General features: G+C 61.1%; 17 protein-coding genes. 10 read left to right on the top strand and 7 right to left on the bottom strand.

Annotated elements, in window-relative coordinates; all coding sequences use genetic code 11:
* The 5 genes from Q1Y33_RS07500 to Q1Y33_RS07480 form a co-directional block, all read left to right on the top strand.
* The coding region (locus Q1Y33_RS07500) for an aminotransferase class V-fold PLP-dependent enzyme (protein ID WP_300799123.1) at positions 1–493 on the top strand (493 nt) is incomplete at its 5' end.
* Positions 494–601: 108 nt separating this feature from the next.
* Complete coding sequence (locus Q1Y33_RS07495; RefSeq protein ID WP_300799127.1) at positions 602–1522, top strand: 3-phosphoglycerate dehydrogenase; 921 nt, start codon at positions 602–604, stop codon at positions 1520–1522.
* Between the two features lie 80 nt (positions 1523–1602).
* Positions 1603–2847 carry a DUF1015 family protein gene (locus Q1Y33_RS07490; protein ID WP_300799122.1) on the top strand — a complete coding sequence of 415 codons (1245 nt, stop codon included), beginning with the start codon at positions 1603–1605 and terminating at the stop codon, positions 2845–2847.
* 158 nt (positions 2848–3005) lie between these two features.
* Positions 3006–3455 (top strand): DUF805 domain-containing protein, encoded by a 450-nt coding sequence (locus Q1Y33_RS07485; protein WP_300799121.1) that lies wholly within the window; start codon positions 3006–3008, stop codon positions 3453–3455.
* A 39-nt stretch (positions 3456–3494) separates the two neighbouring features.
* Positions 3495–3977 carry a DUF805 domain-containing protein gene (locus Q1Y33_RS07480; protein WP_300799120.1) on the top strand — a complete coding sequence of 161 codons (483 nt, stop codon included), beginning with the start codon at positions 3495–3497 and terminating at the stop codon, positions 3975–3977.
* 168 nt (positions 3978–4145) lie between these two features.
* Here the strand turns inward: Q1Y33_RS07480 and Q1Y33_RS07475 are convergent, their stop codons facing one another.
* A complete protein-coding gene (locus Q1Y33_RS07475) occupies positions 4146–4724 on the bottom strand; it encodes a hypothetical protein (protein ID WP_300799119.1) in 579 nt (192 codons plus the stop codon).
* Between the two features lie 241 nt (positions 4725–4965).
* Here Q1Y33_RS07475 and Q1Y33_RS07470 point away from each other — a divergent pair, with 241 nt between their 5' ends.
* The 5 genes from Q1Y33_RS07470 to Q1Y33_RS07450 are packed head-to-tail and all read left to right on the top strand — an operon-like array spanning position 4966 to position 7821.
* Positions 4966–5193 (top strand): 4Fe-4S binding protein, encoded by a 228-nt coding sequence (locus Q1Y33_RS07470; protein WP_300799118.1) that lies wholly within the window; start codon positions 4966–4968, stop codon positions 5191–5193.
* A 3-nt stretch (positions 5194–5196) separates the two neighbouring features.
* On the top strand, positions 5197–6291 hold the full coding sequence (locus tag Q1Y33_RS07465; RefSeq protein ID WP_300799117.1) for a 3-methyl-2-oxobutanoate dehydrogenase subunit VorB: 1095 nt from the start codon (positions 5197–5199) through the stop codon (positions 6289–6291).
* Between the two features lie 6 nt (positions 6292–6297).
* A complete protein-coding gene (locus Q1Y33_RS07460) occupies positions 6298–7059 on the top strand; it encodes a thiamine pyrophosphate-dependent enzyme (RefSeq protein ID WP_300799116.1) in 762 nt (253 codons plus the stop codon).
* 10 nt (positions 7060–7069) lie between these two features.
* Entirely contained in the window at positions 7070–7615 is a 546-nt protein-coding gene (locus tag Q1Y33_RS07455) for a 2-oxoacid:acceptor oxidoreductase family protein (protein ID WP_300799115.1), read from the top strand.
* On the top strand, positions 7615–7821 hold the full coding sequence (locus tag Q1Y33_RS07450; protein ID WP_300799114.1) for a 4Fe-4S binding protein: 207 nt from the start codon (positions 7615–7617) through the stop codon (positions 7819–7821). The genes Q1Y33_RS07455 and Q1Y33_RS07450 overlap by 1 nt, the downstream gene beginning before the upstream one ends.
* A gap of 117 nt (positions 7822–7938) precedes the next feature.
* Here Q1Y33_RS07450 and Q1Y33_RS07445 read toward each other — a convergent pair whose 3' ends face one another.
* From Q1Y33_RS07445 to Q1Y33_RS07420, 6 genes are all read right to left on the bottom strand, one after another.
* Positions 7939–8517: a hypothetical protein gene (locus Q1Y33_RS07445; protein ID WP_300799113.1), complete on the bottom strand. Its 579-nt coding sequence runs from the start codon at positions 8515–8517 to the stop codon at positions 7939–7941.
* Positions 8518–8717: 200 nt separating this feature from the next.
* The gene (locus tag Q1Y33_RS07440) at positions 8718–9380 is read right to left on the bottom strand and encodes a TonB-dependent receptor plug domain-containing protein (RefSeq protein ID WP_300799112.1); all 663 of its coding nucleotides are present in this window, start codon (positions 9378–9380) and stop codon (positions 8718–8720) included.
* 261 nt (positions 9381–9641) lie between these two features.
* A complete protein-coding gene (fmt, locus tag Q1Y33_RS07435; protein ID WP_300799111.1) occupies positions 9642–10616 on the bottom strand; it encodes a methionyl-tRNA formyltransferase in 975 nt (324 codons plus the stop codon).
* A gap of 4 nt (positions 10617–10620) precedes the next feature.
* A complete protein-coding gene (locus Q1Y33_RS07430) occupies positions 10621–11844 on the bottom strand; it encodes a bifunctional 3,4-dihydroxy-2-butanone-4-phosphate synthase/GTP cyclohydrolase II (RefSeq protein ID WP_300799110.1) in 1224 nt (407 codons plus the stop codon).
* Positions 11819–13321, bottom strand: coding sequence for an LptF/LptG family permease (locus tag Q1Y33_RS07425; protein WP_300799109.1), 1503 nt, complete (start codon positions 13319–13321; stop codon positions 11819–11821). The genes Q1Y33_RS07430 and Q1Y33_RS07425 overlap by 26 nt, the downstream gene beginning before the upstream one ends.
* Positions 13305–14150 carry a metal ABC transporter permease gene (locus tag Q1Y33_RS07420; protein ID WP_300799108.1) on the bottom strand — a complete coding sequence of 282 codons (846 nt, stop codon included), beginning with the start codon at positions 14148–14150 and terminating at the stop codon, positions 13305–13307. Before Q1Y33_RS07420 ends, Q1Y33_RS07425 begins: the two co-directional genes overlap by 17 nt.
* Between the last annotated feature and the right edge of the window lie 83 nt (positions 14151–14233).

Here is a 14233-nt window from a genome sequence, read left to right as displayed (position 1 = left end):
CGCGGGCGTGGCCTTCGGCATCATCCGCGAGGACATGCTCGACCGCATCGTGCGCGACCTGCCGACGATGGTCAACTACCGCACGCACGTCGAGAACAACTCGATGTTCAACACGCCGCCCGTCTTCCCGATCTACGTGCTGAAGGAGACGCTGCGCTGGCTCAAGTCGATCGGCGGCGTGCCCGAAATCTACCGCCGCAACGTCGCCAAGGCCCAGCTGCTCTACGACGAGATCGACCGCAACCCGCTCTTCCGCGGCACGGTCGAGAAGCAGGACCGCTCGCTGATGAACATCTGCTTCGTCATGGCCGACGGCTACGAGGAGCTGGCTCCCGTCTTCATGGAGGAGGCCAAGGCGCGCGGCATCGTCGGAATCAAGGGCCACCGTCTGGTGGGCGGCTTCCGCGCCTCGTGCTACAACGCCCTGCCGATCGAGAGCGTGCAGGTGCTCGTGGACTGCATGCGCGAGTTCGCCGAAAAACACGCCAAATAACGCGCCATGTCCATCATCACGCGTGTCCCGACCGGCTACGATACCCTTACCGGGGAGGTGAAGGCCTGGGATTATCATGAAGAGTTGAACATTGAAATCAAGAAAACGATGAAAGTACTGGTTGCAACCGAAAAGCCCTTTGCCAAGAAGGCCGTCGACGGAATCCGCTCGATCGTCGAGGAGGCGGGATATGAACTCGCCCTGCTGGAGAAATATACCGACAAGACGCAGCTGCTGGAGGCGGTGGCCGATGTCGATGCCCTGATCGTGCGCAGCGACAAGGTGACGCGCGAGGTTATCGACGCGGCGCGGAACCTCCGCATCGTGGTGCGGGCCGGCGCAGGCTATGACAACGTCGACCTCGCCGCCGCCACCGAACGCGGCATCGTCGTGATGAACACCCCCGGACAGAACTCCAACGCCGTGGCGGAGCTGGCCGTTGCGATGATGATCTTCATGTCGCGCAACCGCTTCACCCCCGGTACGGGCTCCGAAATCCAGGGCAAGACGCTGGGTATCCACGCCTACGGCCACGTGGGCCGGCTGGTGGGCTGCAAGGGCAAGGCCCTCGGCATGGAGGTGATCGCCTACGATCCCTTCGTCGGGGACGACGTCTTCGCCGCCGACGGCGTGAAGCGTGTCGGCTCGATCGCCGAGCTCTATGCCGCGTCGGATTTCCTGTCGCTGCATATCCCCGCAACGCCCGAGACGAAGAACTCGATCGGCTACGACCTGCTCATGTCGATGCCCAAGGGTGCGACGCTCGTCAACACGGCCCGCAAGGAGGTGATCGACGAACAGGGCGTGCTGCGTGCGCTGACCGAGCGCGAGGACCTGAAGTACGTGACGGACATCGTCGCCGGCAATCAGGCGGAGCTGGACGAGAAGTTCGGCAAGCGCGTCTTCGCCACGCCCAAGAAGATGGGTGCCGAGACCGCCGAGGCCAACATCAACGCCGGTCTGGCCGCCGCGCGGCAGATCGTCGACTTCTTCCGCACGGGCAACACCCGTTTCCAGGTCAACAAGTAGCGAAACATGAACGCGGCGAAAGGCGGGTCGGAACAGCACCCGCCTTTCCCGATTGTATAACCCTGAACAACCGAAAAACTATGGTACGAATCAAACCTTTCCGCGGAATACGCCCTCCGAAGGAGCTTGCCTCCGAAGTGGCGTCGCGTCCCTATGACGTGTTGAACTCCGCCGAGGCGAAGGCCGAGGCTACGGAGCGTTCGCTGCTGCATATCATCAAACCCGAGATCGACTTCGACCCGATAGCCGACGAGCATTCGCAGCAGGTCTACGACCGGGCCGTCGAGAACTTCCGCCTGTGGCGCGAGCGGGGCTGGCTGCAGCAGGACCCCGAAGAGTACTACTATATCTATGCGCAGACGATGGACGGCCGCACGCAGTACGGTCTGGCCATGTGCTGCCACTTCGAGGACTACCTCTCGGGTGCCATCAAGAAGCATGAGCTGACGCGTCCCGACAAGGAGGAGGACCGCATGATCCACGTGCGCAACCAGCAGGCCAACATCGAGCCGGTCTTCTTCGCCTACCCCGACAACGCCGAGATCGACGCCATCGTCGAGGGTGTGGTCAAAAACGAGGCGCCGGAATACGACTTCACGGCGGCCGACGGCTTCGGACACCAGTTGTGGGTGATCCGCGACCGGAAGACGAACGACCGCATCACGGAGATTTTCAAGGGCATCCCGGCCCTCTACGTGGCCGACGGACACCACCGCACGGCCGCTGCGGCCCGCGTGGGTGCCGAGTGCAAGGCGAAGAACCCGCACCACACGGGCGAGGAGGAGTACTGCTACTTCCTGGCGGTGACCTTCCCGGCCGGGCAGCTGCGCATCATCGACTACAACCGCGTGGTGAAGGACCTGAACGGCCTGACGCCGGCCCAGCTGGTCGAGAAGCTCAAGGAGTCGTTCGTGGTCGAGGACAAGGGTACGGAGGAGTACCGCCCGACGGGGCTGCACAACTTCTCGATGTATCTCGAGGGACACTGGTACAGCCTGACGGCCAAGCCCGGGACGTATGACGACAACGACCCGATCGGGGTGCTCGACGTGACGGTGCTGTCGAATCTGGTGCTGGACCGCATCCTGGATATCAAGGACCTCCGCACGTCGAAGCGCATCGACTTCGTGGGCGGCATCCGCGGTCTGGGCGAGCTGAAGCGCCGCGTCGACAGCGGCGAGATGAAGGTGGCCTTTGCGCTCTACCCCGTCTCGATGCAGCAGCTCATCAACATCGCCGACACGGGCAACATCATGCCGCCGAAGACCACGTGGTTCGAGCCCAAGCTGCGCTCGGGCGTGGTGATCCACTCGTTTGCGGAGTAACCGCCGCGGAGCAGCGGCTCCGGCCAGACGCGGAAGCGGTCGTGAGAGCGGCCGTTTCCGCTTTTTTTGTGCCTCCGGCTGCCGCTTGGCCGCCGAAAAGTTTGTGCGGAGGCATTATTTTCGTATCTTTGACGGGACGCATGGATAAGGTTTGTGTTATGAGGTGGATCGCAGCATGTTTTCGGAACTATGCCGGCTTCCGGGGCCGGGCCCGTCGCCGGGAATTCTGGTATTTTACGCTCTTCGCGTTTGCGCTGCTCGTCGTGGCCCGCATCCTCGACGTGCTGGCATTCGGGTACGGCGGCGGTTCGCTGCTCATCTCCACCGTCATGCTGCTCGTGCTCTTCCTGCCCCACCTCTCCGTGGCGGTGCGCCGCTTGCACGACGTGGGGCGCAGCGGCTGGTGGATGGCCGGATACGTCGTGTTGCTCGTGACGGGACGCCTCTACGGCGCGAACTACAGCTTCTCGACCTTCGAGGTCATTGTCGTGATGACCTCGGGCATCTACCTTGTCTTCCTGCTCTTTTCGTTCCTCTCGTCGGGCGACCGCGGAGAGAACGACTACGGCCCCGATCCGCGGCGGAGGGACGGCACGGACGGACGTTAAGCTGCCGATTATTCACTCAATCAAAAAATCCCGCATATTATGAAATGGTTTGTCAAATGTTTCCGCAACTATGTGACTTTCGAGGGCCGGGCCCGGCGTTCGGAGTTCTGGTACTTCGTGCTCTTCTCGTTCCTCTTCATGCTGGTGGCGCGGATTGCCGATATGCTGCTCTTCAGTGATGTGGCGCCATTCTCGATGCTGCTCTGGCTCGGTATGCTGCTGCCCTACATCTCCGTCTCGGTGCGCCGCTTGCACGATACGGGGCGCAGCGGCAAACTTCTGCTGGCCTACTTCTGTTACAGCTTTGTCTTCTCCATCGTGCTGATGTACATGGGATTGCAGTCGGTGGCCGAACTGATGAGCGGTGCCGACATCCAGTTCTCCACCGCGCAGTGGGTCGTGCTGGGTGCGGGTGCGCTGATTAACCTCGTATGGGGGCTTTTCTTCCTCGTGTGGTACTGCCTGCCCGGTACGCGCGGAGAAAACGCCTACGGTCCCGATCCGAAGCAGGACGAAGCGTGATTCCCCACACGTCCCTGCCGAAACAAAAAATCCCGGAATAATCCGGGATTTTTTTGTCGGGTGGTCCGTCCGGCCGCGCCGGCGGCTGTCGGGGACACGGACCGTTCGGCTCGCATTACCGAGGCCCGGCCGGGTTTGCCGTCCGGGCTCGGCAGGTGTTCCGAAGGGTTATTTCCGGGTGTTGTTGGCGATGGCGGCCAGTGCGCGGTAGAGTTCCGCCAGCACGCGGGCCGCTACGACGATCAGGAATCCGTATACCGGGAAGAGGATGCATGACAGCAGCCCTCCGCCGAAGAGGCTTCTCATGCCGAGCATCTGCCCCAGCATCCGGGCCTCCTCTCCGAGGAAGATCAGCGCCACGAGCGACAGGGCGCAGCCGCCGATCCCGACGAACATGCCCAGCCATTCGCCGCAGGTCTGAAGGAAGTGCGAGAAGACCGGGATGGCGACGAATTCGTCGTCGGGGCGCGACGAGGCGTTCACCTTGTCGCGGCGGTCCCACCAGATCAGGAATCCGAACCAGGCGAGGAAGCAGAGAATCACGGAGATGAGGATGAAGGCCACGATGACCTTGCCGCCGCCGCTGAAGAGCCGGTTGTTGATGGCCGAAACGAGGACGACGACGGGAATCAGCAGGTTGAGGACGGCCAGCAGGGTGTAGAGCCATCGGAACGGCTTGCGGAAGAACGAGCCTTCGTCGATAAGCGCCAGGATGCGCTTCATAAAGGAAGAGAACAGATCATTCATAACGGTGGTTTTAGCGTTGGCCGGAATATCCCGGATGGATAAATGTAATCATTTTTTTTCGATTTCGGCAACATCGGGCCGATCATCCGGAAAAAGGGACCGTTCGGACATCTTTCGAAAAGGTCGCTGCGGAGCGCCTCCTGCACAATTTTATTACAGGAGGACGTTTTTTTATAACGAAAATAAATTTGAACCCGGAAATTTTACTATATTTGTAAGGAACTAACAATACTTCGGCGTTATGGCTAAAATCAAAGGAACAATCGTTGTCGACCGCGAGCGCTGCAAGGGCTGCGGAGTCTGTGTGGCTTCGTGTCCGTGCGATGTGCTCGAACTGTCGGTGGAGGTGAACAGCAAAGGCTACCCCGTGGCCCGCATGGCGAATCCGGATGCCTGCACGGGCTGTGCTTCGTGTGCGGTGATCTGCCCGGACAGCGTCATTACGGTTTATCGTCAAAAATTCGAGTAAGGTATGGCAGAGAAAGAGGTAAAACTGATGAAAGGCAACGAGGTGATCGCCCATGCTGCGATTCGCTACGGTTGCGACGGATATTTCGGCTACCCGATCACCCCGCAGTCGGAGGTGATGGAGACCCTCATGGAGCTCAAGCCGTGGGAGACTACGGGCATGGTGGTCCTGCAGGCCGAATCGGAGGTCTCCTCCATCAACATGGTCTACGGCGGTGCATCGGCCGGCAAACGGGTGATGACCTCGTCGTCGAGCCCCGGCATCTCGCTCATGTCCGAAGGCTTGAGCTACCTGGCCGGTGCCGAGCTACCCTGCCTGGTGGTCAACTGCCAGCGCGGCGGCCCGGGTCTGGGAACGATCCAGCCTTCGCAGGGCGACTATTTCCAGGCCTGCAAGGGCGGCGGCCACGGTGACTTCCACCTGATCGTCTTCGCCCCGAACTCCGTGCAGGAGATGCACGACCACGTGGCCGAGGCGTTCGACCTGGCGTTCAAGTACCGCAATCCGGCGATGATCCTCGCCGACGGCGCCATCGGCCAGATGATGGAGAAGGTGGTCCTCTCGCCGCAGCGTCCGCGCAAGACCGCGGAGGAGCTGCGTGCCGAATGCGGCTCGTGGGCCGCGCAGGGCAAGCCCGCGGGACGTGCGCGCAACATCGTCACGTCGCTCGAGCTGCAGTCCGAGAAGATGGAGATCATCAACCAGCGCCTGCAGGCCAAGTACAAGGCCCTGGAGGAGAACGAGGTGCGCTACGAGGCGATCGACTGCGACGATGCCGACTACGTCATCGTGGCATTCGGGTCGTCGGCCCGCATCTGCTCGGCCACGGTCGAGCTGGCGCGCGCCGAAGGGCTGAAGGTCGGCCTGCTGCGCCCCATCACGCTCTATCCCTTCCCGAAGAAGCAGATCGCCGAACTGGCTGCGCGCGGTGTCAAGGGATTCCTCTCGGCCGAGCTCAACGCCGGTCAGATGGTCGAGGACGTGCGCCTGGCCGTCAACGGCAAGGCTCCGGTGGAGCACTACGGACGTCAGGGCGGCATGCTCTTCAATCCGGACGAGGTGCTCGAAGCACTCAAAGAAAAACTGATTAAAAAGTAGAAGACGATGGCAGAGGTTGAAATCAAGCAGGAGAATCTGGTTTACGCAAAACCGAAACTCATTACCGACAATGTCATGCACTACTGCCCGGGCTGCAGCCACGGCACGGTGCACAAGCTCGTCGCCGAAGTCATCGCCGAGCTGGGACTGGAGGAGAAGGCCGTGGGTATTTCGCCCGTCGGCTGCTCCGTATTCGCATACAACTACATCGACATCGACTGGATCGAGGCGGCACACGGCCGTGCGCTGGCCGTGGCAACGGCCGTCAAGCGGCTCACGCCCGAGAATCTGGTCTTCACGTACCAGGGTGACGGCGACCTGTCGGCCATCGGTACGGCGGAGTCGATCCATGCGGCGGCCCGCGGCGAGAATGTCGTGGCGATCTACATCAACAACGCCATTTACGGCATGACGGGCGGACAGATGGCCCCCACGACGCTGCTGGGCATGAAGACCGCGACGACGCCCTACGGCCGCGACCCGCGCCTGAACGGCTATCCCTACAAGATCGCCGAGATGATGGCCCACCTCGAGGGTGCGACCTACATCACGCGTCAGAGCGTGCACAAGCCGGCCAACGTGCGCAAGTGCAAGGCTGCGATCAAAAAGGCGTTCCAGCGTTCGATGGAGGGCAAGGGCTTCTCGCTCGTGGAGGTCGTCTCGACCTGCAACAGCGGCTGGAAACTCTCGCCCGTGGCCTCGAACGAGTGGCTCGAGCAGAACATGCTGCCCTTCTATCCGCTGGGCGATATCAAGGAAGTAAAATAAGAGGACGACTATGAAAGAGACGTTGATTATAGCAGGTTTCGGAGGACAGGGCGTCCTCTCGATGGGCAAGATTCTGGCCTACTCCGGCGTGATGCAGGACTACGAGGTCACGTGGATGCCCTCCTACGGACCCGAAATGCGCGGCGGTACGGCCAATGTGACCGTCATCCTTTCGGACCGCAAGATTTCGTCGCCCATCGCCCATGAGTTCGACACGGCCATCATCCTGAACCAGCAGTCGATGGAGAAGTTCGAGCCGATGATCAAGCCCGGCGGCGTACTGATCTACGACACGAACGGCATCACGCGCCACCCCGTGCGCACGGACATCTCGGTCTACGCGATCGACGCCACGGCCGAGTGTGCGAAGATGGGCCAGGCCAAGCTCTTCAACACGATGATCCTGGGCGGCTACCTGAAGGTCTGCCCCGTCGTGGAGATGGAGAACGTGATGGTCGGACTGAAGAAGTCGCTGCCCGAGCGTGCCTGGAAGATGCTTCCGCAGAACGAGGAGGCGATCCGTCACGGCGGCGAGATCATCAGGAAGATCCGCTGATGGCCGTCCGCATCGATCCCGGGCTCTGCTCGCAGAACCACCGTTGTCCGATGATCGACGTGTGCCCCGTGGAGGCGATCTCGCAGGAGGGCTTCGCCCTGCCGACGGTCGATCCCGAGCGTTGCATCTCGTGCGGACAGTGTGTGGCGGGTTGCGGCAAGGGTGCCATGTCGCTTGCCGACGACGATGCTCCGGTGCGGAGCTGATCCGCAGGCGCCGTAAGAGCCGTCTTGTACGGTTCGTTGGCTGTCACGTAACATTACCGAATGCAACATCGCCCGACCTTCGAAGGTCGGGCGATGTTCGTTGTGAGATGAACTCCCCTATTCTTTTTCCTGATCTTGATTCTCGGATTCGGCTGTCGGTTGAAAATCTATTTGATAGAATTTGAATTCCGGCTTGGTAATGGCTCCGGTAGCAGCATCGATGCCCCAACCGAGGACATCGAACAAGTTGATGACCGAGACGGCATTGAAACTCTTGTTGACAATGACCGGCTCGGCTGTGTGGCCTTTCATTTCTGCCTTTACGACTGTTTCGTCGAAGCCACGAGTGATTTTTGTTGTATACGGGAAGGTGATGTTCGTGTGTTTTCTTCCGTCGATGGTTAATGTGGCTGGTTCTCGGATATCGCTGTCGAAAGTTACTTTTGCTTTAGATCCACAGAAAATGGTTGCGCAGGAACTCGTCAGGAAAGATGTGCATAGAATGAAAATAATCCGTTTCATTTGCTGAACGAAAATATATGCCGTGTCCCTTCGGCTGGTGATTTTGAACAGGCATATAAAAAACGTGGGACAAAACTTTATTGTCGCATATCGAGGTTCTGGAATACCTTGTGGCAGCAATGAAAGTAAAGCCCACGCCATAGACGTGAGCATCAACTTCACTTCTTTTGCCACAATTTGAAATTTTCCAGATTTCGATATGCAAAGACGCAAAGCTAACGCTTTTTATATGTTTGTACCGGTGCTTTTTGTGCGGAGACGGTACGTTTTTTCATGTGTTAATACAATAATGTGGTCTATATCATAGGCGATCAGGTTTAGTGAGACAAAAATAACACATGTTTGAGTTTATTATTTGAGTTATTCACATATTTTTACTTTTGTGTGCGGATCAGGATTACGCCGTTGCCGCCGCGAAGCCCGTACATGTTGCTCCCCTTCTGCACCTCGACCGAGACGACGTCGCGGATGTTGATGCTGTTCAGGCTGTGCACCTCGACCCCGTCGCAGAGAATCAGCGCCGCATTGTTGGAGTTGACCGAGCCGATGCCGCGGATGATGATTTGCCCGCCGTGGAGCTGCACGCTCGGAATCAGCCCGAGGATGGCCGACTGCAGGTCGGTGTAGCCCCGGCGCACCATCTCCTCGCCCGAGAGCCGTGATGAACTGCCCGTGTATTCGCGTCGCTTGATGTAGCCGAAGCCGCTGTCGACCAGCCCTTCGTCCTCTTCATACTCCGGGCCTTCGGCAATCCAGCGGATGCGCAGACTCCGGCGTCCGGCGACGGGTATCTCCTGCGATACGCGCTTGTAGGTGACGATGAGCGTATCCGTGGGTGCCACGTCCGTCAGGCCGAATTCGCCGCGCTTGTTGGCGATCGTGTAGCGCTCATCCGACTTGACCGTGATGCGGGCCCTGATGCCCTTGCCGGTCTGGTCGACGATCACTCCGTTGAAGGGGACGGGTTCGGCACTCTGAACCGACGGAAGGCCGATTCCGCCGGCGAGCAGCAGCAGGATGAGCAGCAGTTTTTTCATATGGAGGCGTTTTGGGTGGTGTTTCTCACTGCAAGATACGAAAAAAACGGGCATATTGCGGGGCGTCGGCCCCTTTTTTCCAGAGGCACGACCGGACTTTGCTCTCATTTTGCCGCCGGAGGGTGGATGGAGACGGGCTGTCGCGGAGCCCGCGGGCAAAGGTTGCGGCCGGAGCGCCGGGGCAGCTGTCGTGAAAAATCCCGGCCTTGCGGACCGGGATTTTGTGGAAACAGCAGCGGCTGCCTTGAACTACCGCCTCTCCTATCGGTGGAAGCGGCAGAGGTTGACGTCGCGCCACCCTAACAGCAGGTCGTGCACCGCAAGGCGTTTCTTGCCTGCGAGTTGCAGCTCGCCGAGCGTGAGCCAGCCGTCGGCGCACGCCACGCGAATCAGCGTGCGGCCGTCGCTCTCGATTGTGCCGCACGGCTCTCCGTGCTGCGCCGGCTCGAACGAGACCGAGAAAATCTTGACCGTCGAAGGCGTTGCGTCGTCTTCGCGGTACATCTCGGTCCAGGCGGCCGGATAGGGCGACAGCCCGCGGATGAAGTCGACGATGCGCTTGCCTGGCTGCGTCCAGTCGATGCGGCAGTCCTCCTTGAAGATTTTGGGTGCCGGGCGCAGCGTCCGTTCGTCGACCGACTGCTGCTCGACGGGCGTGATGTCGCCCGCGGCGATGCGGTCCACGGTTTGCGTGACGAGCGACGTGCCAATGTTCATCAGCCGTTCGTACATCGTCCCGACCGTATCCTCGGGGCCGATCGGCACGCGCACCTGATCGAGAATCGCCCCCTTGTCGATTTCGTGGTTGAGCAGGAAGGTCGTGACGCCCGTCTCGGTCTCGCCGTTGATGATGGCCCAGTTGATAGGCGCCGCGCCGCGGTACTGCGGCAACAGCGAGGCGTGGAGGTTGAAGGTCCCCAGGCGCGGCATGGCCCACACGATCTCGGGCAGCATGCGGAACGCGATGACGATGCCCAGGTCGGGCTGCAGCGCCCGCAGCGCCTCGACGAACTCCGGATCGCGCAGCTTGACGGGCTGCAGGACGGGCAGTCCCAACTCGCGGGCCGCGACCTTGACGTCGCTCTCGTGGAGTTTCTGCCCGCGGCCGGCCGGTTTGTCGGGTGTCGTGACGACGGCCACGACGTGGTAGCCCCCGGCGACGAGCGCCCGGAGCGACGGCACGGCGAATTCGGGCGTGCCCATGAAGACGATGCGCAGCTGCCTGGCGTTTTCCATCTGCCTATGCCTTTTCCAGACCCAGCGTGTGGTGCATGCGCTCCTGCTTGGTCTCCAGGTAGTGTTCGTTGTACTTGTTCGGGGCGATGACAATCGGCACAATCTCGTCGATCTGCAATCCGTAGCCCTCCAGCCCGGCCCGCTTGAGCGGATTGTTGGTCATCAGCCGCATGTGGCGGATGCCCAGCTCGCGGATGATGCTCGCCCCCACGCCGTAGTCGCGCTCGTCGGCCTTGAAGCCCAACTTGAGGTTCGCGTCGACCGTGTCGAGCCCCTCGTCCTGGAGCTTGTAGGCGTGGATCTTGTTGCAGAGGCCGATGCCGCGCCCTTCCTGATTGAGGTAGACGATGGCGCCCTTGCCCTCCTTCTCGATCATCTGCATGGCGCGGTGCAGCTGCTCGCCGCAGTCGCAGCGGTACGAGCCGAAGATGTCGCCCGTAGCGCACGACGAGTGCACGCGGATCAGCACCGGCTCGTCCTCCGTCCATTCACCCTTCGTCAGGGCCACGTGCTCCACGCCGTTCGATTTCTGGCGGAAGGGCGTGATGCGGAAGTCGCCCCACTCGGTGGGCAGCGGCACGGTGACGCCCCGCTCGACGATCGACTCCTCGCGCAGGCGGTAGGCGATGAGCGACGCGATGGAGATGATCTTCAGTCCGAACTTGCGGGCCTTCTCGATGAGCTGCGGCAGGCGGGCCATCGTGCCGTCCTCGTTCATGATCTCGATCAGCGCGCCGGCCGGCTGGAGCCCTGCGAGGCGGGCCAGGTCGACGGCCGCCTCGGTGTGGCCCGGACGGCGCAGCACCCCCTTCTCGCGGGCGCGCAGCGGGTTGATGTGGCCCGGACGCCCCAGGTCGCTCGGGCGCGTCGCCGGGTCGGCCAGCGCCCGGATCGTCGCGGCGCGGTCGTGGATCGAGACGCCCGTGGTGCAGTCGTGCCCCAGCAGGTCGACGGTCACGGTGAAGGGCGTACCCAGCAGCGAGGTGTTGTTCTCCTCCATCATGTTGAGCTCCAGGGCGGCGCAGCGCGCCTCGGAGAGCGGTGCACAGAGCACGCCGCGCCCCTCCTTGAGCATGAAGTTCACGATTTCGGGCGTGATCTTCTCCGCGGCGACGATGAAATCCCCCTCGTTTTCGCGGTCCTCGTCGTCCACGACGATCACCACCTTGCCGTTGCGGAAGTCTTCGACAACCTCCTCCACGCTATTCAGTATCGTCTCTTTTGCCATTGCGTTTGAATTTTATTGCGTTTTTGATCTTGCGGAATATCGGCGCTATCTTCTCCTCCAGCGCCTTGATTTTGCCGGCATACCAGTCCGTATCGAGCAGCGACGAGTCGTTCGTCGCCTTGTAGGTCAGGTAGACGGCGATGGGCGTGAGGATGAAGGTCGAGAGCCACATGCCGTAGACGGCGTCCCAGCTCCCCTCCTTGGCGAGTTTCTCGCCCGAGAGGCTGATGATGTAGTAGATCACGAAGAAGATGATCGACACGACGACCGGAAGCCCCAGGCCGCCGCGGCGGATGATCGCCCCGAGCGGTGCGCCGATCAGGAAGAAGATGATGATCGACACGGGCAGCGAAATCTTCTTGTGCCACTCGACCTTGCTGCGGTAGAGCTGGTTGAGCGCATCCTTGGCCGTCGTCTCGTCGAAGGCGAACATGTTGCGCGAGTTCTTGGCCAGCGTGCGGGCGTTGTCCCAGACGTTCTCCTTCTCGCGGACCGTGAGGTGCTCGATCGAGTCCGTGGCCAGCATGTTGCCGAAGGCGCTCTTGTCGATGCGCAGGCTGTCGGGCTGCGGCAGCACCGAATTGTCGCGCACGAAGATCTGCTCCTTGAGCAGCGGCTCGTAGGAGCTCGTCGTCGCGGCGTTGACCTTCAGCTCGAGCGAGTCGATGTCGTGCTGCAGCTCGTTGATGTTCTTCGTCTGGCTGTTCGAAAACTGGTTGGCGTCGCTGCGGTCCATGGCGAAGCCCTCCATCGAGATGACCTGCTTCTGGAGGTCGAACGTGTGGTGGCGCAGCGTGCTCTTCGTGTACCACTGGCTGTTGCGGGTCTGTTCGTAGGTCTGCCCGTGGAAGAGCGTCACGAGCAGGTAGCGCTTGTCGTCCGACAGGCGGATGTAGCCCGAGTCGGCGACAATCGTGTTCATGTTGCCGTTGGCCTGGCGGTTGTCGTAGATCAGCACGTCGTGCAGCAGGTGCGTCTCCGGCTCCTGATGCCCCACGCGGATCGACATGTTGTCGATGCCGTTGAAGAAGAGTCCGTCCTGGAACTCGAGCGTCTGCTTCTGCTGGCGGATGTCGTAGATGATGCTGTACATCTTGCGGTTGGCATACGGCACGAGGTCGTTGCCGATGAAGAAGCTGCCCACGGCGATGAAGCCCACGAGGATGATGAGCGGCTTGGTGATGCGGATGAGCGACATGCCCGCGGACTTCATGGCCAGCAGTTCGTAGTTCTCGCCCAGGCTGCCCATGGTCATGATCGCCGCCAGCAGCATCGAGAGCGGCAGCCCCATCGGGATCATGTTGGCCATGGCGTAGGACATCAGCTCGATGATGATGCCGGCGCTCAACCCCTTGCCCACCAGCTCGTCGATGTAGCGCCAGACGAAGTTCATCATCAGCACGAACATGACGATGAAGAACGTCAGGATCATCGGGCCCAGATAGGACTTCAGGACGAGTTTATGAATGCTTTTCATGCGGCAGGCGCGGTTTTTTCCGACACAAAGTTAACAGTTTTGCGGCAATAAGCGCAAAGGTGAGGGTAAATATTATGGCTGCGCCGGGCGGAACTTCCAACTGGTAGCTCGCCACGAGGCCCGCGACGTTGCCCGCGACGGCCACGAGCGGTGCACAGCGGGCTATGGTGCGGTACGAGCGCGAGAAGGCGTTGACAATCACTACGGGCATCGTAATGAGCGAAATGAGCAGCACGATGCCCATGATGCGGATCGAGAGGACGATCGTCACGGCGACGAGCGCCGCCATCACGTAGGAGATCACGCGCGTCGGGATGTTGCGGCTGCGGGCGAATTCGCGGTCGAAGGCGACGTACATGACCGGGCGCAGCCACAGGGCGGCGCCCGCAAGGACGACGGCCGTGAGTGCGGCGAGGGCCGCGACGTCGCCGTGCGTGACGGTGACGATGCTGCCGAAGAGGAAGGCCGAGAGGTCCCCGGAGGTGTAGCCCGGGCGCAGGCTCATGAAGAGCGCCCCGACGGCCATGCCCACGGACCAGATGATGCCGATGGCCGAATCCTCGCGGATGCGGCCGCGGCTGCCGGCCCACTCGATGCCGAGGGCCGAGAGCACGGCGAAGAGCATCGCCCCGGCGATGGGATTGGCCCCGAGGTAGAAGGCGATGCCCAACCCGCCGAACGAGGCGTGGGTGATGCCGCCCGCAAGGAAGACCATGCGGCGGCAGACGACATAGGTGCCGATCACGCCGCACGTGATGCCCGAGAGCACGCAGGCGGCGAGCGCGTTGTAGAGATAGCCGTATCGGATCAGGTCGCTGAAAAATTCCATGAACGTTCGTCGATAGCGTGCAAATTTACGCTTTTTTATCGGAAAGCCTCCGAATTTCGCACGGTTTTCGTAATTTCGTGCCC

Origin of the sequence: uncultured Alistipes sp., from assembly GCF_949296715.1 — a bacterium.
In the GTDB taxonomy this organism is placed as follows: domain Bacteria; phylum Bacteroidota; class Bacteroidia; order Bacteroidales; family Rikenellaceae; genus Alistipes.
Note: the sequence above shows the minus strand (reverse complement) of the source record. Positions and strands in the feature narration are given on the sequence as shown.

Bases quoted from the DNA above. Each gene is read 5' to 3' on its own strand.
- Q1Y33_RS07495 (WP_300799127.1), top strand. From the start codon at position 602: ATGAAAGTACTGGTTGCAACCGAAAAGCCCTTTGCCAAGAAGGCCGTC.
- Q1Y33_RS07490 (WP_300799122.1), top strand. From the start codon at position 1,603: ATGGTACGAATCAAACCTTTCCGCGGAATACGCCCTCCGAAGGAGCTT.
- Q1Y33_RS07485 (WP_300799121.1), top strand. From the start codon at position 3,006: ATGAGGTGGATCGCAGCATGTTTTCGGAACTATGCCGGCTTCCGGGGC.
- Q1Y33_RS07480 (WP_300799120.1), top strand. From the start codon at position 3,495: ATGAAATGGTTTGTCAAATGTTTCCGCAACTATGTGACTTTCGAGGGC.
- Q1Y33_RS07475 (WP_300799119.1), bottom strand. From the start codon at position 4,724: ATGAATGATCTGTTCTCTTCCTTTATGAAGCGCATCCTGGCGCTTATC.
- Q1Y33_RS07470 (WP_300799118.1), top strand. From the start codon at position 4,966: ATGGCTAAAATCAAAGGAACAATCGTTGTCGACCGCGAGCGCTGCAAG.
- Q1Y33_RS07465 (WP_300799117.1), top strand. From the start codon at position 5,197: ATGGCAGAGAAAGAGGTAAAACTGATGAAAGGCAACGAGGTGATCGCC.
- Q1Y33_RS07460 (WP_300799116.1), top strand. From the start codon at position 6,298: ATGGCAGAGGTTGAAATCAAGCAGGAGAATCTGGTTTACGCAAAACCG.
- Q1Y33_RS07455 (WP_300799115.1), top strand. From the start codon at position 7,070: ATGAAAGAGACGTTGATTATAGCAGGTTTCGGAGGACAGGGCGTCCTC.
- Q1Y33_RS07450 (WP_300799114.1), top strand. From the start codon at position 7,615: ATGGCCGTCCGCATCGATCCCGGGCTCTGCTCGCAGAACCACCGTTGT.
- Q1Y33_RS07440 (WP_300799112.1), bottom strand. From the start codon at position 9,380: ATGAAAAAACTGCTGCTCATCCTGCTGCTGCTCGCCGGCGGAATCGGC.
- fmt (WP_300799111.1), bottom strand. From the start codon at position 10,616: ATGGAAAACGCCAGGCAGCTGCGCATCGTCTTCATGGGCACGCCCGAA.
- Q1Y33_RS07430 (WP_300799110.1), bottom strand. From the start codon at position 11,844: ATGGCAAAAGAGACGATACTGAATAGCGTGGAGGAGGTTGTCGAAGAC.
- Q1Y33_RS07425 (WP_300799109.1), bottom strand. From the start codon at position 13,321: ATGAAAAGCATTCATAAACTCGTCCTGAAGTCCTATCTGGGCCCGATG.
- Q1Y33_RS07420 (WP_300799108.1), bottom strand. From the start codon at position 14,150: ATGGAATTTTTCAGCGACCTGATCCGATACGGCTATCTCTACAACGCG.